The 17,751-nt window shown below is 43.3% G+C and carries 17 protein-coding genes and 1 tRNA gene; 8 read left to right on the top strand and 10 right to left on the bottom strand.

What is annotated here, in order from left to right:
* Positions 1-35: 35 nt before the first annotated feature.
* Positions 36-353, top strand: a complete 318-nt coding sequence (flgM, locus tag JK628_RS07865; RefSeq protein WP_202288963.1) for a flagellar biosynthesis anti-sigma factor FlgM — start codon at positions 36-38, stop codon at positions 351-353.
* A gap of 50 nt (positions 354-403) precedes the next feature.
* Positions 404-829, top strand: a complete 426-nt coding sequence (locus JK628_RS07860) for a flagella synthesis protein FlgN (protein WP_202288962.1) — start codon at positions 404-406, stop codon at positions 827-829.
* A 642-nt stretch (positions 830-1,471) separates the two neighbouring features.
* On the opposite strand, the gene JK628_RS07855 is transcribed toward JK628_RS07860, so the two are convergent.
* Together JK628_RS07855 and JK628_RS07850 are read right to left on the bottom strand one after the other, a co-directional pair.
* Positions 1,472-1,930, bottom strand: coding sequence for an LPP20 family lipoprotein (locus JK628_RS07855; RefSeq protein ID WP_202288961.1), 459 nt, complete (start codon positions 1,928-1,930; stop codon positions 1,472-1,474).
* Positions 1,931-2,560, bottom strand: coding sequence for a FlgO family outer membrane protein (locus JK628_RS07850; protein ID WP_202288960.1), 630 nt, complete (start codon positions 2,558-2,560; stop codon positions 1,931-1,933). It lies immediately after the preceding gene.
* Between the two features lie 317 nt (positions 2,561-2,877).
* On the opposite strand from JK628_RS07850, the gene JK628_RS07845 reads away from it, so the two are divergent.
* From JK628_RS07845 to JK628_RS07835, 3 genes are all read left to right on the top strand, one after another.
* Positions 2,878-4,047, top strand: coding sequence for a flagellar assembly protein FlgT (locus tag JK628_RS07845; protein ID WP_202288959.1), 1,170 nt, complete (start codon positions 2,878-2,880; stop codon positions 4,045-4,047).
* A 92-nt stretch (positions 4,048-4,139) separates the two neighbouring features.
* Positions 4,140-4,215 (top strand) — tRNA-Arg (locus JK628_RS07840).
* 204 nt (positions 4,216-4,419) lie between these two features.
* Positions 4,420-4,596 carry a hypothetical protein gene (locus tag JK628_RS07835; RefSeq protein WP_202288958.1) on the top strand — a complete coding sequence of 59 codons (177 nt, stop codon included), beginning with the start codon at positions 4,420-4,422 and terminating at the stop codon, positions 4,594-4,596.
* A 140-nt stretch (positions 4,597-4,736) separates the two neighbouring features.
* Here the strand turns inward: JK628_RS07835 and JK628_RS07830 are convergent, their stop codons facing one another.
* The 7 genes from JK628_RS07830 to JK628_RS07800 all read right to left on the bottom strand — a co-directional run bounded on the left by JK628_RS07830 (position 4,737) and on the right by JK628_RS07800 (position 14,034).
* Positions 4,737-5,864: a cytochrome c peroxidase gene (locus JK628_RS07830; protein ID WP_202288957.1), complete on the bottom strand. Its 1,128-nt coding sequence runs from the start codon at positions 5,862-5,864 to the stop codon at positions 4,737-4,739.
* Positions 5,865-6,176: 312 nt separating this feature from the next.
* Complete coding sequence (locus tag JK628_RS07825) at positions 6,177-6,998, bottom strand: HNH endonuclease signature motif containing protein (protein WP_202288956.1); 822 nt, start codon at positions 6,996-6,998, stop codon at positions 6,177-6,179.
* Positions 6,999-7,589: 591 nt separating this feature from the next.
* Entirely contained in the window at positions 7,590-7,892 is a 303-nt protein-coding gene (locus JK628_RS07820; RefSeq protein WP_202288955.1) for a hypothetical protein, read from the bottom strand.
* 2 nt (positions 7,893-7,894) lie between these two features.
* The gene (locus JK628_RS07815; RefSeq protein ID WP_202288954.1) at positions 7,895-8,092 is read right to left on the bottom strand and encodes a hypothetical protein; all 198 of its coding nucleotides are present in this window, start codon (positions 8,090-8,092) and stop codon (positions 7,895-7,897) included.
* Entirely contained in the window at positions 8,089-10,683 is a 2,595-nt protein-coding gene (locus JK628_RS07810; RefSeq protein WP_237524170.1) for a hypothetical protein, read from the bottom strand. The genes JK628_RS07815 and JK628_RS07810 overlap by 4 nt, the downstream gene beginning before the upstream one ends.
* Positions 10,680-11,765, bottom strand: a complete 1,086-nt coding sequence (locus tag JK628_RS07805; protein WP_202288953.1) for a hypothetical protein — start codon at positions 11,763-11,765, stop codon at positions 10,680-10,682. The genes JK628_RS07810 and JK628_RS07805 overlap by 4 nt, the downstream gene beginning before the upstream one ends.
* A 286-nt stretch (positions 11,766-12,051) precedes the next feature.
* Positions 12,052-14,034 carry a methyl-accepting chemotaxis protein gene (locus JK628_RS07800; protein ID WP_202288952.1) on the bottom strand — a complete coding sequence of 661 codons (1,983 nt, stop codon included), beginning with the start codon at positions 14,032-14,034 and terminating at the stop codon, positions 12,052-12,054.
* Between the two features lie 620 nt (positions 14,035-14,654).
* On the opposite strand from JK628_RS07800, the gene JK628_RS07795 reads away from it, so the two are divergent.
* Together JK628_RS07795 and JK628_RS07790 are read left to right on the top strand one after the other, a co-directional pair.
* A complete protein-coding gene (locus tag JK628_RS07795; RefSeq protein WP_202288951.1) occupies positions 14,655-15,134 on the top strand; it encodes a DUF2947 domain-containing protein in 480 nt (159 codons plus the stop codon).
* Positions 15,135-15,162: 28 nt separating this feature from the next.
* Entirely contained in the window at positions 15,163-15,723 is a 561-nt protein-coding gene (locus tag JK628_RS07790; RefSeq protein WP_202288950.1) for a chalcone isomerase family protein, read from the top strand.
* Positions 15,724-15,861: 138 nt separating this feature from the next.
* Here JK628_RS07790 and JK628_RS07785 read toward each other — a convergent pair whose 3' ends face one another.
* The gene (locus tag JK628_RS07785) at positions 15,862-16,476 is read right to left on the bottom strand and encodes a TetR/AcrR family transcriptional regulator (RefSeq protein ID WP_202288949.1); all 615 of its coding nucleotides are present in this window, start codon (positions 16,474-16,476) and stop codon (positions 15,862-15,864) included.
* Positions 16,477-16,637: 161 nt separating this feature from the next.
* Here JK628_RS07785 and JK628_RS07780 point away from each other — a divergent pair, with 161 nt between their 5' ends.
* Positions 16,638-17,750, top strand: a complete 1,113-nt coding sequence (locus tag JK628_RS07780; RefSeq protein ID WP_202288948.1) for an efflux RND transporter periplasmic adaptor subunit — start codon at positions 16,638-16,640, stop codon at positions 17,748-17,750.
* Position 17,751: the final 1 nt, after the last annotated feature.

Below are 17,751 nucleotides of genomic sequence, written 5' to 3'. Positions count from 1 at the left end.
TAAGAAAGTCTCTTTATTCAATGTTGGATACCAAAATGGCTATGGATATTAAACAAGTAAATAGCGCTGCTACTACGCGCATAAACAGTGGTAACACAGGTAAAGGTGCCGCAACGCAAAGCGCTCCGGCAGCTCCAGTGCAAACAGCGGGTGCACAAAAAGCCGACTCAGTGTCGATTACGCCGCAGGCTCAACAGCTGCAAAACGTGCAAACTAAGATGGCCGACATGCCAGATATTGACCAAAAGAAAGTTGATGAGATTAAAGCAGCGATTGCTGAAGGTCGTTACAAAATCGATCCAGAAAAGCTTGCAACTAATATCGCAAACTTCGAGAATGAACTTAGCGATTAACACTAATGTCGCCGCAAGCAGCGGATTAAGGCAGAAAAGATAAGGCCATTATGACAAATTTATCTCATCTATTGAGCTCACAGCATACCGTGTTGACTGAGCTTAAAGCCGTTATTAGCCAAGAAAAACAGGCGCTACAGTCGCAAGATGCAGACACATTGCTGTCACTTGCCAGTACTAAAGCGACGTTACTAGATAGCTTAAAACATAACGATGAGATGATAGCCACACAGCCTGATAAAAGTATATTAGAGACCGATGCCACATTATCTCAGCAAGTTAGCGAAGCAAAATCTTTGCTCGCAGAGTGCCAACAGCTCAATGCTGAGAACGAGTCTTTAATAGAATTGAGCTTAGCCAGCTTGAATCGCTTCTCTCAAGCACTACAGGTCAGTCGTAATTCCGCCAGCCTCACCTATGATGGTAAAGGCCGTACCTCTAGCATCTCAAGCTTAGGGAATAATTTAAGAGCTTAAGAACGGTTCTAGCTTCGAGTAAAGAAGGTAAAATCATAGACGAGCGACCTACGGCCTTACGGTACGCGACTTCGTCACTACGGAACGCTTCGCTTACGGTAAAAACGAGAAAAGAGAAAAGCGACGGCATAAATACCGACCTACAAAAGATAATCGTAAACACCAACATAAACATTACAACACCGCTGTAGGTTGGGCTTCAGCCCATCAATCATTGCAATCGACCATGCTAACCGACGGCATAAATACCGACCTACAAAAGATAATCGTAAACACCAAAATAAACGTTACAACACCGCTGTAGGTTGGGCTTCAGCCCATCAATCATTGCAATCGACTATGCTAACCGACGGCATAAATGCCGACCTACTTTAAAAGAAGGTGCTAGCAAAGTATAAAATCAACATCAAAAGCCGAAGGGTGTTTGCTGTTGATTCCCTAGCAGGACGGAGTCCGCCCTAGCAGTGAGCTGGCGAACGTCCTAGTACCTAGCACCTAGGTCCTTCTCAGCTTTCAGATAGGTGCTAGCAAAGTATAAAGTCAACATCAAAAGCCAAGTGGTGTTTGCTGTTGATTCCCTAGCAGGACGGAGCCCGTCCTAGCACTTATTAGGCTGAAGGCCGCCCTAGAATCTCCCTTACTTTAAAAATAAGTGATCTCTTTGACCTTTTGCGAGCGATTCTGCTGCTGATACAGAGCCCAAACTTGTTCAAAGTCCAACTCCAACTCAGTGACATAATGCTCGCCAGCGGGATAACTCTTAACCACCTTGGCACCGCGGATCACACCTGATACCGAGGCTTTGATCTCATCGCTCGATAACATCCAATCGCTTACTTGGCTTGAAGCTGCCAAGTGTTGGCCGTACACCTGCTCTGCCAGTTCTCGATAAGCGGCAATTTTTGACGCTTGCATCGCCATTAGTACCCGCTGCGCCGGATCTGATGAGGGTTGATTAGCCAAGGTTGCATAGCCAACTGCTGTTAATGTCGGAAAAGACTCTGGCGCTTCCGTCTCATACTGTACATAACGGTCCTGTGCTGAACAGCCACTTAAAGCGACTAACAGTATTACCGCTGCACATCGAATAATTGCTTTCATCTACTGAGCTCCCACCACTGTTGCCATTCGCTGCCCCGCATTTTCAGAGCGGTACAACAAACCATTTTCTGATACCACTTTTTCGGAACGGCTTAACATGCCTGACATCGACGAAATGGGTACAAAGCTTTGTGCAACAGAAACAACACGGTTATTACTCACGTCAACAATGCGGCTATAAATAACCATACCGCCTTTGTCCGGGCTCATCGTAGTAACAACCACATGCCTTACATCGATATCAGTTGGTAACTGCTGCCAATCTCGGCTCAAGATAAAATCACCCGCTTGAGTGACGCGCAATGTTTCGGCTACGTTCATATCGACCAGATTAAACTGGTGATCATGTAATGCCGCAATTAGTCCTTGCTGGTACTGCAAGCCCAATTCATTGGTGGTCGCTAGATCTGACAACATCACCGGTGTTGCCACTAATAGCGGCTGCGTAGGTTTTAAACTGTCGTTTTGCCTGACGAGCTCATTAACCATCTGCTGAGACAAATAGTTAATTGATGACAGGTGCGGCAAACCATTGCCGCTCACTAGCGTCTGCTGTTCAGATGCGTTTGGCTGGGTGTTTGCACAGCCAAGCAGCACAAGTAATGGCAGCAAGATTAATGTCTTATACATCTTTTCATTCCTGTAATGCAGAAACAGAGATTAGCCGGTTTGAAATAAAACCATCGACTTAGCGTCAGTAGAAACAGTTTTTTGCTTAAACGGCGGCCAACCAAACAGTATTGTTATCTAAAGCAGTTATCGGCGCAAACCTGAGAAACTTTATGGATAAATACGTTACCCCTCCCAAATAAAGGGCATAGATATTGCTTATTTCAACCTTATCGATTCAGACTGTCATTTTGTCGGCAAGTAATTGCACCTCTTTTTGACAAACAGTCCCCCTATATTACGCCGATTATGTTGGCCTAAAGACTTGGAAGATTAATATGAAACTGGCTTCACGTAGCATTATCACAGTCATTCTGGCTTGCTCTTTTATAATTACAGCGCCAGTACAAGCAAAGTGGATCCAAGCGAGCGGGCAAGCCAAGATTGTAAACAACAACTTAGCTAAAGCGCGCGAAGATGCTATAGAGCAAGCAGTAAGTTACGCGACCTTAAAAACCGGCGCTCGTTTTTCAAGTGAACAAACCGTCAGTAATGGCCAACTGGTTAATGACAGCTTTACCTTGACCCGCAATGCACAAGGTCAAGCAGTTGAGATGGTTAGTGAACTTATCGAAAATGACTACATCACCGTTAATATTCGTATCGACATCATTGAGCCATTTGAGCAAGCTTGCCCTGCCAATAATTTAAAAGCCTCTATTTTAGTGCCACAAGCCTTAATAAAAGACAGAGCGCAATTACGCTACGGCAATCTAGGCATGTTCGAGCAGAATCTGTCAGAGCAACTCGCCCAAGTCATTGAAACAAACTCAAGCAGCAGCTTTACCCATTTGCACGCTAATGAGCGCTTAGATGTAGATCAGGCGTTAGTTGATATTCGCGGTTATAGACTACCCAGCTGGTTAGGTGAAATCACCGACAGCCAGTACATACTATTGCCAGAGATCATCGATATATCACCCGAGCCATCGACCCGCACTTTTGGCCTGTGGGAAAATGACCCCATGCGTGTATTTCAATTTAGGTTATCGCTGTTTCATGCTATTAGCGGCGAGAAGGTATGGAGCAAGCAATACGCGCAATCTGCCGAATGGGAATTCTCACTGCAGCAAACGGTAAACTCCAATAGTGACCAATTCTGGCGTTCGGAATATGGCGACATGATCAGCACTGTCTTGCTCGTAGCCAGCCGAGATATTGACGAAGCGCTAAACTGCCGCCCGCTTTTAGGCCAGGTTGTTGCTAGGCAGGCTGATAGAATCATACTCAACCTAGGTCGACGTAACGGTATTCGTGTCGGCGATACGCTGCAATTGGTTCTGCAGCAGAATATGCCAGACAGGCTTGATAACATGCGCGCCGTTGCCGGCAAGAGCAAAGCTACCATCACTATCGACCAAGTGACTGAAGAAAGTGCCACAGCAGTACTAAAAGGCGTCAGTGCTTCACTGAACATTCAGATAAATGATCTAGCAATAAAACTCTAACCGAGTAATAAACGAGCAGAATAAGCAAATAAATTCAAAGACTTTGTATACACTCTTTTCATCTAGAGTAAAATCAGTATAATCACTGGCGTCTCCCTATAGCTCAACAGGATAGAGCAGTCGCCTCCTAAGCGATCGATCGGGGTTCGAGTCCCTGTGGGGAGACCATATACAAACTTTTGTATTTGCAATTCAATAAGTTACAGCTCTCGTCAAATCCTGAGCCCCCCAGTGCCACCACAGGAATGTGCTTTTTTAGTACTTTTTATTGTGCATTCTCTTGGTATTAGTCGAATAATGTCCATTTTGCTCAGTTAACTTCAGTTGTAGACATTTCGCTCTATTTCTAATAGTTTTGTCTCAGACAGAAATATGGAAGTTGATAGTGATGGTGATGGTGACACCTCATCAAATAATCACAACAAAGTAGCAAGCGAGATCCGAGAGTTCACCAACGCTCCTTCCATCTTTGAGGTATTCGGCCAAACAAGATTTTATGAGCTAATTGACTTCGAAGGAACAATGTCGAAAGACGCAGAAGAGTGCTAGCTACCTTGAAAACACCAGTATTGAAACCTCCGCTTATCACCAACATTACGTTGCTGATAAGGGAGTTTAACGCGGGTATGCACCGGGTTAAATGAAGTCGCCCCAGGGGCGAGTGTTCAAAAAGCAACAGCCTTTAAGATTTAGATATTACCGCCGACTTGATTCCCAGTAGGCAGTCCCCCTGGCACCTCTTGATAAAACTCTTCAGTGGTTAAGCTACGTAAAAAGGCTTCAATATCACCAATATCGTCCTCTCCTAGATCAACTTGAAGATCTTCACGCTGCTCATAAATCGCGACAGAATCTCGTAGGGTGGTCATCGAGCCATCTTGCATGTACGGTGCTGTTTTTTCGATATTCCTCAATGACGGCGTTCTTACCGACGGCAGATCTGGAACAATTTGATCGCCTTCATGCAATAGGTTATCAGATAGCATCATGCCACCATGGCAACGCGCGCAGCCCCCATTTATAAACTTATTGAGACCGGTGATCTCACGCGAGGTTAACGCTGTTTCATCTCCCATAAGGAACTTATCAAACCGCGAATTAGTCGTTATGACTCGACGTTGAAATGTGGCTAACACTGCAGCAAGATTCTCTGCGCTCACAGATTCAACGGCAAGCTGTGTCACGGGATCAACTGTGCCAAATGCCTCATCAAAATAAGCTTTGTAGGACGAATGTTTCAATCTTTCTATTATCATCGCCAGATATTGATCATCATCCAGTTGCGTATGTTCGGCTAAATTCCCCCGCATTTCTACAGGGTTACCTATTGGTCCTAGAGCCTGCTCCTCCAGCGTATCCGCTCTTAAATCCCAAAAATAGGCTCCAGATATAAAATTAGAAGGGACAGTTTTGTCATCGACACCCAACCCCGTAAACCCGACATTCATAATCGTCGGCGTGTTAATGAGAGTTAAGTTTCCAATCCCGTTGTCATCTCTATTCGGCCCTAAACCAGTACCGCCTACGCCTACGGAAAAACTCCGTCCATCCGCCCAACCAAAATCTGGATGATGACAGGTAGCACAAGCAACATCTTCTTCGCCGGATAAAATGGGGTCAAAGAACAAAAGCATGCCAAGCTCCTGTTTATCTTCTGAAAATGGGTTACTGGCAGGATAAGGCACTGCTTCTGGTAAAGGGCTGAAAAAATCGGTATAGGGTTGGCTTGGTGTACCTCCCAAATTATCATCACCACCATCGGCATCTGCACAGCCAGATAAGACTATTACGACTAAACAGGAAAATATGATTCTCATAGTGCACCTCTTGTTTTCATTACCATTCTCATTATCATTCGAGTGGGTATTAAAACAGGTTAACTGTGAAAAAAATGTCCATTAAAAATGATGCAAACTTTTACTTTTAAAGACTTTTAGTGTTTTTCAAATCATCAGATAAAATGTTTCAATATTGCGGCTGCGGAATACTATGAAAAAGAATAAATTGCGAGGATTTAGTGAGTTTTAAGGCGCAGAATATTAACTCGGTGAAATTACACATTGAAGAATTAACACTTAAATAAAGTATAGAACAACAGCTTACTTGAGCTGCTGTTCTATAAGTTGGGGTTAGACTATCTCTTTTTCATTTATTTGATTAAAAATCTTTTGATGATGCGCTAGATTGTCCTCAAACTTTTCAAGATCTGCAGCATTCATTCTACCAGTCGCAAGTGCATCCCCCTCATTGAGTCCTAGTTGCGTCATCAGCATACGATCTAGATCATCAGCCAGCTTCAATCTAAATTCTCGGCCCACTTTTTTAAAGGTGATTCGATGCTTTTCAAATAACTTATCGATATGAGCACACAATAAAATGCCATTAGCACCCTCTAAGCGTTCAGCGGTGCTTTCACAATTACGCCAAACCTTAATATGTGATGCAACAAGCATCTCTTTCACGGGTGTCAGCGTTAATGCGCAGGTTTCACTGCCCCATACATTAACAACTTCTTGTCTAAATTTACCTAGGCCAACACGCGCATCTATTTCTTGTCTCTTTTCTAAATCAGATAAAGAGGATTCAAACGCAGCAATGACATCTTCTCCAACTTCACCGTCGTTGATCACTTCACTATTACTGATGCAAAGGGGTAGCAAACTTTCGAATTTTTCGCTGTCTTCTCTATCTTTTTCGGATACATTAACCGAAGAATGAACATACTTAACAGCCTTGCCTTTCGCTGAAATAAGGCTGCAGTCAGGATTTCTTTTTTCATGCTCAAAGTACGGGTGCTGACCCTCTTTACCGAGCTTCATTAGCTTGATAGAGGCATGGCACTCTGGGCATCTGCGTAAAATGCCAGTACTCCCATGTAATGATTCAACTGGAATTAAACGCCAAACACCACAAATAAGGGCTTCGCAAACAGAATTAGTTAGCTGTATCATATTGTTCCTTGTGATTTTTTTTATTAACAAATAAACGATTAAATATCTCTTGCCTGTCTTGCGGCTCTCTCTTTTATAAATCTAACATCTACCACCTAGCACCTTTCATACTCGAGCCTTACACCTAAAACACCGAGTACACCTCTGACAGACTCCAGTTCTTAATGAACATCAAAAGTGGCGGACACTATTTGCAGGGGTACCGGCTATTGTGCAGCGCTCTCTGTATCGATTAGCGGTTAGTACCCAATAGCTACTCGTGGTCACATTCTTGGTGTATATAGACTATCCGCACACGAAACATTAACAGGCAATGGCACGGCAGAGTCTCTCGATAGTGACACCTTTGCCCTACTGCGTACAGCAAAGCCTGCTCATTCAGTAATATGGCGGAAGAAAAGAGCGAATATATGAAGTTGTAGCAGTGAAGCTCTATGTTTGGTCGTTCTCACAAATCATCCAATTTAGTCTTGAACAAATAGTGAAGTGTAAGTTCCATTAACTACCAGCTAACGCACATCAAAGAGTAGCAGCCCAGCCTCTATACAGAGATAGAGAGCAAGGCACTTGTCAGCGCCTTGCCGTTAATGCTTATAGCGCAGCTTTCTTTCGTTCTATTTCAAGTAGGGCTAACATCAACTGACGCTCTTTTGGTGACAGTGACTGTACCGCTTTTTTCACATTCTTTTGGTAACGGTCCAGCGTCACTTTGTCATTAGCGATTGCCATATCTAATGTTTGTTCGTATTTGCTCAGTAGACCATTCAACTTCTCAGCATTTTTCATGTTGGTCGTATGGGCGCTATAGGCCAAATATAGAACGACTACCAAGGTCAGCAAGCTAAATATATCAAACTCGAAAGAGAACCTTTTTTTGTTAGTTTCTGATGTCATGGTTAATGTTCCGTAATCATTGAAAGTTTAATTTTTATAATTTCCGCTTGTTTAGCTGCTTCAGTTATTGCTTGGTGTTCTTGGTAATTAAAATATTGAATGCAAGCCACTAAAACACCTGCAGCGAGTAGCAATAGCAGTTTTTCTGCGATTTGTTCTGCTATCCATTCAGTGCTGGAGATGAACATATTTTTTGTCATAGAACAGCCTTACATTTAGGTAACTCTTCATAATCGAAGAAGTTGACGTTAATTGAGTCACTTATCATCTGGGCATCAACGACCCCGAGCACAAAGCAGCGGTATTTTTTGTTGCGTTTGAGTTCAAGTAGAATCAAATTATTTTGACCCTTCTTGTGCAATGTATTTAACAGCGACAACGTAGAAGGCTGATTGTTAAGGTAAGCCGCCATGTTTATTTCAAGCTTTTGCATTAATGACTCTTTGCCTATATCGCCTTGGCCTAATTTAAGCCAATACTGCGGGTCGTCAAAATTAGAGGCAAACTCAGACACGAGCCCAGCCACATCTGGCTTATAGAAAAACTTTTGATCTGCGAGCAAACCAATATCGGAGTTTTGCAAAAAGTTAGGCATATTAACCGCAGCCACTTTTTCATTCTCGAGTCGCACTCCAATATACGCGCCCACATTCAAGTCTTGCTTAAGTACCGTTATATTGGTGTCAAAGGGTTTGATAACCTCCCCAAAACCATAATGTTTAGGCAAAAAAGATAGCCAGGTATAAGCAAAGTCATCATAGGCTCGCAAAAAGTGCTCGTCGTTTTTGGCGATAGCCTCAACAGGCTGAGCTTGCTCTTGCGGTTGATAAGGCGGGCGGTATTTGATGACATTCCCCACGAGCTTTACCACAGCTAGATCCCGATAAGTTTGGAATATACCGTTTTCAACATCCAGAACATAACCAAAGCCGATGGTAAAAAACTTATCAAATGGGTCAACCGTACTGAACTCTTTGGCGAAGTTAGCCATCATTGCATGATAAGCATTTTTATCTGCCACAGAGTTACCTACCGGCACGCCAAAAGCCAATATACCCGCGAGCATTGCTAGGGTGAGGTAGCCTTTACTCTGTGACCACAAGTACACACCTAGTTTGATAAACAACAAAAAGATAGCCAATAAACTTGCGGCTATGCTCATCGGCGGAATAACCGCTAACTTAACCGCATCTTTACCCAGCATGAACATACTGCCACCAGGAGAGAAAGCCGCTGTCGCGGCCGTAGAGGTCACCATTTTAATGAAGGAGATATTGTCCTGTTTAGCGAGCCATAGTTTTTTATATTTTCGCTCAGAAATACTCGGAGTAAATTCAGCTAAATAGTAGTTACCCAAGGTTTGTTTAGCGTATTGAGTAACCTGGGGCAAACGGGCAAAGGCAATCCTGTCTAAGCGCGGTTTAGCGACTGAAAACGTCGCGTTTTTGCGGTAGTCATTCCAAAGTGCTTTGGCGCGGCCTTTATACTTGGCTTCAATGGCTTTATGTAAGCCTCTTTGATCGCTTAAGGTCCAATCGTTAGCAACTGTGACCCCTTGCTTTTTAAACACATTTACCGCGACGGATACCGCTTGAGCTGAACGATTATATTGCTCATATTCCATATCTTCAGGAATACCATATTGGCGGTGGATGTATTTTATCCGCCCACGCTCGAACATCGACATAAGGTAATACTTTGACTTAAGCATTTTGGCAACGGTGATATCGTCTGCAGTCAGATAAACACCGAACGACTCTCCGGTGTCGTATTTGAGCGTGCTTAAGTACGCTGCAAAGTCGACTTTAAGCTGCTGACGGCAATCTGATTTACAGCTTGAGCGAAAATAATCATCTTTGACAGAGCTGTAGCCTTTTCTTATGGCATTATTTGGATCTTCTGCCACTTCCTTACGGTAATTGTCTGCATCTAACAGCGCTTGTGAATAACGCTTCCAATGGTCAGTAATTCTGCCATTCGCTTGATTTAATAACGACAGTCTTTCTTGCTCAATCAGGCTGTAGTTATTCTCTTTCTTTAATGCCACTAGGTACGCTTTACTGGCCTTTTGGTAGCTCGCCAACTCCTGCTTATATTTACGGTCAAACTGTCTAATACGGGGAACAGCCTCTGAGATAAAAGACACTTCTTGGCGATTCAGTAGAAATTGGTCAGCCATGTTTTCTAAATTGGATTCAATCAATTGATTAAACCCTGCAGAGAAGTAAGCCAGCGATGGAATGAGGGCCACCATTAAATCTTTACGCTCGGGGTCGCTAACGATATCGTCAAACTCAGGAAAACCCTCAATCGCGACGGTTTCTGCTAAATAAGCCTCTTTATAAACTATCGCTCTAACCGCACTGAGCTTCTTATCATTGGAGGTGGTGTCGACAACACCGTCAACAGCAATCCTCAGGCAAGGGATAATTAACGCCCACACCAATACCAGTAACAAAGGACGAAAAACCCCATTGATAAGCTGAGCCGTTTTAGGTTCAATCGGTTTATCTAGCAGCACTTTTTTTGTGTCATCACGGATCAACACATTAAAAAGCTTCGCCGGTATAAACGTTGCTATAGCCAGTGCTAAACCAAACCCGGAGAGGGTTCTGCCGAATAACTCTAGCCTTTCGGCGGTAATTCGATGTTCACCAAAGACCGCTTGGATCGGTTGGGCATACATGTCGATTAGTAATATGTTTAGCGATAACTCTAAACAGACATAAACCACAAATAGCAGCAGCAATAATATAATTTTTGCTTGGTCTGAAAACTTGCTTAAAATCATTTTTGTTTTTTCTTCATGATGTATTTTTGAGTCGTCACAGCGGTTTCACCATCTTGTTGTCTATCTAAGCAGTATTGATAGAGCGCATCACCAGACTTGAGGTGGCGACAGCGATTGCTGTCAACTTGATTACTCAGCGGATAGCTTTGCTGTTGGTTATCAATCGTTAAGTATTGGCCTGAACTCAGTAGCCGTTGTTGTTCATCTAGACGATTAAAATCAGCATTAGACGGCAAGACATTGGCAAGTAATACGGCGTTAACGTTTGCTGGCGGCGCTATGATCTTTTGGGTTGGCGCAAGCACCACACTTTTATTTGCCTGCATACAGGCCATTAATGGCTGTGTGTCAACAACAATGGCGATAGGCTCTGCCACATTAAAACTATCGACACTCATTAATATTCGTTTTCGCGCATCTGACGTCAGAGGAGTCGGGGCGAGATATAGATCAGATTTGGCTGGACCATCAGACACAGCTTTAAAGCCAGACTTTTCAACTTGCGCAACATACTTTTCTGGCACCACAAATTGCAGTGGATGTTTTGGCAGTTGCACTTCAATCAAATCAATCAACTGCTTTAGGTTTGAGCGGGTTATCTCTGACTCTGGTCTGATGATAATCACATCTCGGATCATGAGCTTTGGTGTTAACGCTAGCAGCAACTCATTTAAGATCAGTTGGCTTGGGGTTTGACTCTGAATTTGAGCAAAGTCATTGTCAGTATCAACCACAACCCAGTTGTTATTGACCCTAGCTACATCGATGTAAAAGCCCGAGAATAGATCTTGATGCTTACCGACATATTGAGGGAAAGCAGCTTGAGTGACCCGATAAAAGAGCTGTGACTGACAAACACTTTGGTTAATCGGCAGCACCTCCCCCGTCTCAGAGATAATCAGGTTTCGATGCTTTAACGCATTTTGTAAATCACTGTGCTGCGGAAGAGAGCTTGCATGAGCTGCTAATGAGCTACTGACTGAAATAGCAGAAACATAATGGTCGGGTCTTTTATCTACCGCGCAGCCCCAAAGCAAAAAAACCAGCAAAAAATATAGCGAGATTGTCCTTAGTAACGACACAAAAAATCCTTCTTTATTATCATGTGGGCAAAATAGTACACCCTCCACTCAAATGCAACAGATTGTAATTAAATGAGTGATTTAAGTGTGCTAATTGTGCATTTAGAGGGCTGAACATTAACAATTTAAGCCGGTAAACATATCGACTTGAGCTAGCCTATTGCAGAAGTTTTACTCCAAAATGGCGAAGATGCTGCAGTGTAAGTGACAATGAGAAATAGTAGAAAAGAGCCAGCTAATGCAGGCTCTCATTGGAAATATAAAGCTACGGATTTTAGCGCTTTGACTAACTATTAAGCTTGAACTTCGCTGTTAGGGAGTGCAGTTGTTGCGACAATTTATCGATATGTTCACTTGCTGCGGCGACCTGCTCCGAGCCCGCAGAATTTTGTAACGCGGTATCATTAATCGCAGTCATGCTCTGGCTTATCTCTTGCGCCGCTAATGACTGTTGCACTGTCGCCGTTGCAATCTGCTCAGCATTAGCAGCAATACTGTGCATCTCTTCCATTGCCAACTGAATCGACTCTTTACTGCTACCAGCTGCGTTTATGGTTTTTTGCGTATGCTCACTGCTTTGCTTCATTACTGCTACGGCGTTTTGAGCATCAAGCTGTAGTTGTGCAATCATCTCTTCGATGTCTGTGGTGGATAACTGCGTTTTTTGTGCCAGTTGACGCACTTCATCAGCGACCACAGCAAAACCTCGGCCCTGCTCTCCGGCCCGCGCCGCTTCGATGGCTGCATTTAGCGCTAGCAAGTTTGTTTGCTCAGAAATTCCTCTAATCACTTCTAGAATCGAACCAATCCCTTGGCTTTTGGATTCAATCTCGGCAATCACCTCTGTGGCAGCACCGACCTCTTCCACCAGCTCATGTAACTCATCGATGGTATTAGCCACGCTATCTGTCGCAAGTTGTGAGCTTGCTGTCGCATTTCTCGATAAATCAGCCACTGATCGCGCATTTTCAGAAACACTCTCAATTGTTTCAGACATTTCAAACATAGCAGAAGAGACACTTTCGATACTGGCTTGTTGCTCTTGTAAACTGGCACTGGCTTGCACACTAGTACTGCTAGTTTGCTCGGCAGCGCTCGACAGTTCGGTGGTCGCATGGCTTAAGGTGGTTATCATGCGAGTCAAGTTTTGGCTCATCGATACCATCGAAGAGTACACCCCAGTACGATTGACGTTAGACGAGAAGCGCGTAGTCAAATCACCACTCGCTATTTTTTCAGTTAACAAGCCCATCTCTTCTGGCTCACCACCGATGGGTTGCAATATTGATCTAGCGATAAAGAAGGTCAGCAATAAGATCCCCGCTAAGGTAAGCAAGGTAATGATGATGATAATTCTTTGTAGGTTATTGAGCTCTGCGAATGCTTCAGCTTCATCAATTTCCGCCAGCAATACCCAGCTCAAATCAAGAAACTCAACCGGAGTATATGAAGACAGCACAGGGTTACCGTTGTAGTCAATGATCAAATCGGTACCAGAATTACCTCTAAGCCCCGCTGTTGCCGCGTCTGTTTGCACGCCATTACTGCGTACGTTACCGGCAAAACTGGCAACAACTGAATGGCCAACAGGATCTAAGAATGAGTCAGAGCGCATCTTAAAGTCTTGACCCACTAGATAGGTCTCTCCAGTCTCCCCCATCCCTTCACGCAGTTGCATTATTTGATTTATTTTTTCGATGGAGAGCTGCAATGCAATAACGCCTACGAACTTACCATTAACCTCGATAGGTTCTGCGATAAAACTCGCAGGTTCATCATTGCTTGGCGCGTAAGGCGCAAAGTCTTCTATCTCAACTTTTTGACTAAGACTGACTTGTTGGAACAGCTTACCTAGGCCAGAGTTCTGGTAAAGGCCGGTCTTGAGATTAGTTTTATAGTCTGACTCTTTAGCAACCGTATAGAATATTTCGCCCTGTTCATCGATCAGAAACAGATCATAATAATTATATTCACTAATAAATGACTCAAAAAAACGATGCTTTAGATTTGCCAATACTTCAGGCCGCAGCTCGGAATCAAGCTTAAGATTGCTCGACCACACGTTGTTTATTAAAGAGAGATCTTTCTGTGTCTGTTGGAAATAATTTTCCAGCTGCTTTTTCTTAATTTCTCGCGCTGATGTCAACTGATTATAAGCTTGGTTTTCAATGCTGTGACTGGCGATGTACAGAGCAAAAAAAGCAATGATTGCAGCGGGCACCATGCCCAAGAAAATAAACGAGTATAATAATTTGTATTTTAGTGTCATAACAGTATTTTTAATTTACTCTTCATTAATCATATGATTTTGTTATAAATAAATATGTTTCGAAAAGCCTAGAATGAAGATTAAAAGTACAGCACTTCATTTTGCACACCATATTCAAAGAAATATTATTGTAACTTGCGACGACACAAAAGTAGAGCTGGATCACAAAAACCAGCAAAAACGTGATCACACCCCGCGAGAATACCTATTTGAAGTAACTTACTCTAAATAATCAGTAAACACTTATACTATGCAGAGTAATAAACTCGGAAGATTAGCCCTTCCCCCTCGATAACTGGTCGCTAACCACAGATATTCTGCCCCGTTGTCACATCAATGGCGAAACCGCCAACACTCGTCAGAAAAACCAATTACATTAGCAGCACTAAAACTTACCCATACATGCCCGCCACTTTCGACTGGCTTATATTTTGTTAATGGAGTGACCATAACTGCAATTTAAACAAGCGCCAAAACGGTGTTTGCCAGTTATGCAGCAGCAATAACTGACCTTGTCTAAAGTCGATTTAATTCCTACTGAAACCTGCACTTTCAAGAGGCTTGGGTATATAATGCTGAGCACTGCGTTTTAAGCTAATTAAATTCAACAGAGAGGCCCTGTGTCCGATACCTATATTCCATTAGAACAATACAAACGTAAGTGGATTTTTAATCACAAAGATCTACCTGTTACCGATGAAGATAAAGCGCTAATAAAGCCGCTTTCTCAAAAGGCATCAATGGAAGTTTGGAATAAATGGATAAGCAATAAAAGCAGCTGTGCCGAGCAATTTGGTAAGGGTGATTGGGCAGCAAAACAAGACGCTTGGGCATTACCCGAGCCTTGGCAAAGTGCTTGGGACAGCGAAGAGCCCGCGCTGCCAGAGCCTATCGCCGAGCATATAAAGTGGCTGGATGCAGCCAAGGTCTATTTTTGCTATGAAAAGTATCAAGTGATTGAAACCCGTTGGGATGTATTTGTTAGAAACTGGAAATGCTTTCTGTTTTTTGATGATGGTCCACTGCTTATTTCACCGAAGCAAAAGCAAGCTATTATGTTTCTTCAAAGTGGTGAGTATCAACTGGGTGCACGTGGTTAAGCCCGGCAACTTTTTATTTGAGGTTTTTATGAAGTTTATCTCTACTATTGTTATTGCTTCCGCGCTACTTTTGCCACTCTCTTTGCAAGCCAAAGAGATATCTGGTGTTGAACTGGATGAAACATTAACACTTAACGAGCAACCGCTCGTACTCAATGGCGCAGGTGTCCGCAGTAAGTTTTTTATCGATCTTTATGTGGGTAGTTTATATCTCCCAACACCACTTGATAATACCGCAGCAGTACTAGCGGCCGATATCGTTGCAGTGAGACTCAACATTACCTCAGGTATGATCACTGCCGATAAGATGAAAGATGCCATCAACGAAGGGTTCGATGATGCAACCGATGGCAATACTACTGCTATTCAAACTCAGATAGATCAATTTATGGATCTATTTAGCGCAGAGATTGTCGATGGCGATCAATTTACTCTACTGGCAAGTAAAGTCTCTGGCGTCACAGCGTTTAAAAATGGCACAGCCCAAGCGACCATTACCAGTGAGCCGTTCCGCCAAGCATTACTCAATATTTGGCTAGGGGATGAACCCGCCCAAAACAGCTTGAAAAAAGCCATGCTGGGCAAGTAAATTTTGCTATTTACTGCTTGGAACTTATAAGTGAGATCCAAGGCGATAGCGCCTTGGTTTTCAATCTCTTCCTTGCTGCCTTGTAAATCCTGTTCTAGCTCACCATTAAAGAAGTAACCCTCATAACCATTAGCTGGCTTATTTCACTCGGTAGGCCTTTAAAAACATCGAAACACTTCCATCTATATATTCAGCCCTATCAGCTAAAAGGTCGCTTACATCTAAGCCAAGTTCTAGCTTCATTCTCATTTCACCAAACGTCATTAAGCAAAACCTTACCGCACAGTGCTGTGGATTATCGAATTGATATCGACCCAATTTTGTCACGTTAATAAAGTAGTCCGTTAATATCCGCAGTATGTTTTCAGGCCCAGCACTGTAAAACAACTTAGAGATCTCAGGATGAGTATCTGCTTGTGAGACACAGGCTTTAAACACTGTTATCGCTTCAGCACTGGTGATGACCTCTGAAAAGTGTTTGGCAAATAAGGCTAAATTATCTTCAGGGGTTGATGGATCCGACAGCATCTCTTGGTTTACCCCATGAATAAGACATTTGGATTCAATGGATGCAACAAACAGATCGTCTTTGCAGCCAAAGTGTGAATACACCGTTTGCTTCGAGACCCCTGCCAGCTTAGCAACCTCATCCATGCTGGTATTAGGGAAGCCCTGCTCGCAAAAAAGCTCTTTTGCGGCCAGTAATATTTGCTCTCTTTTTTGCTCACTACGACTCATCACAGGTGCATTCATTGGCGTTTACGCTCTTTTTAGGGGGCTGAAATATATCAATTAACTATTTAATCACAAAATGGACTAGACAGTCTAGTTCTTAAGAAATAGACTAGACAGTCTAGTTTAACGTTTTCTTTACGCTGTGTTAACCATTAACTTACTCAAACGGATTTTATAAAATGGATATTAAAAGGGCTTTGACTCGCCGTAAGCTGCTTGCTAGCTTAGCTGTTGTTAGCTTTCTTTGCGCATGCCAAGATGCTCCCGTTGCGCGCCCTGAGGCGCCAAACTACCAATCCGTAAGCAGCAGCGAGTTAATTGCTGAATCATCCTATCCATATGCTCAAGAGTTCTCCGGAACCATCCGCGCCGGCAACACCACAGGCGTTGGTTTTGAGTTAGCAGGTAAAATTAATGCACTCTCTGTCGACAGTGGTGATAGCGTTGTTGAAGGTCAGCTGCTAGCCCAATTGGATACGCGACTTTTACAGGCTGAGAAAAATGAGCTGCTTGCGAGTTTGGCACAAAACAGAGCCGATTTAGATCTTGCAACCGCTACACTTAACCGTAGTCTCGAGCTTAAAAAGCAGGGTTATGTTTCAGAGCAACAACTTGATGAATTAAAAGGTCAACTCAATAGCTTATTGGCAGCAAAAAGCCGTTTTAATGCCGCTATTCAAGCTAATCAGCTCAAGATTGAAAAATCAGACCTTCTCGCCCCTTTCAATGGCACCATTAGTAAACGAAGTCATAACCTCGGTGAAGTTATTGGCCTCGGCAGTCCGGTATTTACCTTAATCCAACATAACAATGTGCAAGCTTATATCGGCGTACCAATTGATGTGTCTAGCACCTTAACCACTGGCCAAACGGTTAACTTACGCGTTAGAAATAGACTCTATCAAGCTAACATTGCAGGTATCGGCGCACAGCTAGATCCTGTCACTCGCACCGTAGAGCTAAGGGTAACACTGCCCTCTGATGCCAATGTCATTAATGGTGAGTTAAGCTATTTCACTTACCAACATGCTATCGAAACTGCCGGCTATTGGGTACCAATATCCGCGCTTACCGATGGTGTTCGCGGTCTGTGGAATATCTACGTGCTGACGAAAGACAGTGAACAACGTTTCCGTATCGAGCGCCGCGATGTTGAAATCATCTACACCTCAAAAGACAAAGCCTTCATTAATGGTGCCGTAAAAGCTAACGAAGCTTATGTCGACCAAGGTTTGCATAAGTTGGTTGCAGGCCAAATTGTGACTCGCCAAACTAACTTGGCAACGAGGTAAT

The organism is Shewanella sp. KX20019, from assembly GCF_016757755.1.
In the GTDB taxonomy this organism is placed as follows: domain Bacteria; phylum Pseudomonadota; class Gammaproteobacteria; order Enterobacterales; family Shewanellaceae; genus Shewanella.
The sequence above is the reverse complement of the archived record's forward strand: the minus strand, read 5'-3'. Positions and strand labels throughout refer to the sequence as shown.

What these genes read in the sequence shown, in the direction of transcription:
- flgM (WP_202288963.1), top strand. Translation starts at nt 36, where the DNA reads ATGGCTATGGATATTAAACAAGTAAATAGCGCTGCTACTACGCGCATA.
- JK628_RS07860 (WP_202288962.1), top strand. Translation starts at nt 404, where the DNA reads ATGACAAATTTATCTCATCTATTGAGCTCACAGCATACCGTGTTGACT.
- JK628_RS07855 (WP_202288961.1), bottom strand. Translation starts at nt 1,930, where the DNA reads ATGAAAGCAATTATTCGATGTGCAGCGGTAATACTGTTAGTCGCTTTA.
- JK628_RS07850 (WP_202288960.1), bottom strand. Translation starts at nt 2,560, where the DNA reads ATGTATAAGACATTAATCTTGCTGCCATTACTTGTGCTGCTTGGCTGT.
- JK628_RS07845 (WP_202288959.1), top strand. Translation starts at nt 2,878, where the DNA reads ATGAAACTGGCTTCACGTAGCATTATCACAGTCATTCTGGCTTGCTCT.
- JK628_RS07835 (WP_202288958.1), top strand. Translation starts at nt 4,420, where the DNA reads ATGGAAGTTGATAGTGATGGTGATGGTGACACCTCATCAAATAATCAC.
- JK628_RS07830 (WP_202288957.1), bottom strand. Translation starts at nt 5,864, where the DNA reads ATGAGAATCATATTTTCCTGTTTAGTCGTAATAGTCTTATCTGGCTGT.
- JK628_RS07825 (WP_202288956.1), bottom strand. Translation starts at nt 6,998, where the DNA reads ATGATACAGCTAACTAATTCTGTTTGCGAAGCCCTTATTTGTGGTGTT.
- JK628_RS07820 (WP_202288955.1), bottom strand. Translation starts at nt 7,892, where the DNA reads ATGACATCAGAAACTAACAAAAAAAGGTTCTCTTTCGAGTTTGATATA.
- JK628_RS07815 (WP_202288954.1), bottom strand. Translation starts at nt 8,092, where the DNA reads ATGACAAAAAATATGTTCATCTCCAGCACTGAATGGATAGCAGAACAA.
- JK628_RS07810 (WP_237524170.1), bottom strand. Translation starts at nt 10,683, where the DNA reads ATGATTTTAAGCAAGTTTTCAGACCAAGCAAAAATTATATTATTGCTG.
- JK628_RS07800 (WP_202288952.1), bottom strand. Translation starts at nt 14,034, where the DNA reads ATGACACTAAAATACAAATTATTATACTCGTTTATTTTCTTGGGCATG.
- JK628_RS07790 (WP_202288950.1), top strand. Translation starts at nt 15,163, where the DNA reads ATGAAGTTTATCTCTACTATTGTTATTGCTTCCGCGCTACTTTTGCCA.
- JK628_RS07785 (WP_202288949.1), bottom strand. Translation starts at nt 16,476, where the DNA reads ATGAATGCACCTGTGATGAGTCGTAGTGAGCAAAAAAGAGAGCAAATA.
- JK628_RS07780 (WP_202288948.1), top strand. Translation starts at nt 16,638, where the DNA reads ATGGATATTAAAAGGGCTTTGACTCGCCGTAAGCTGCTTGCTAGCTTA.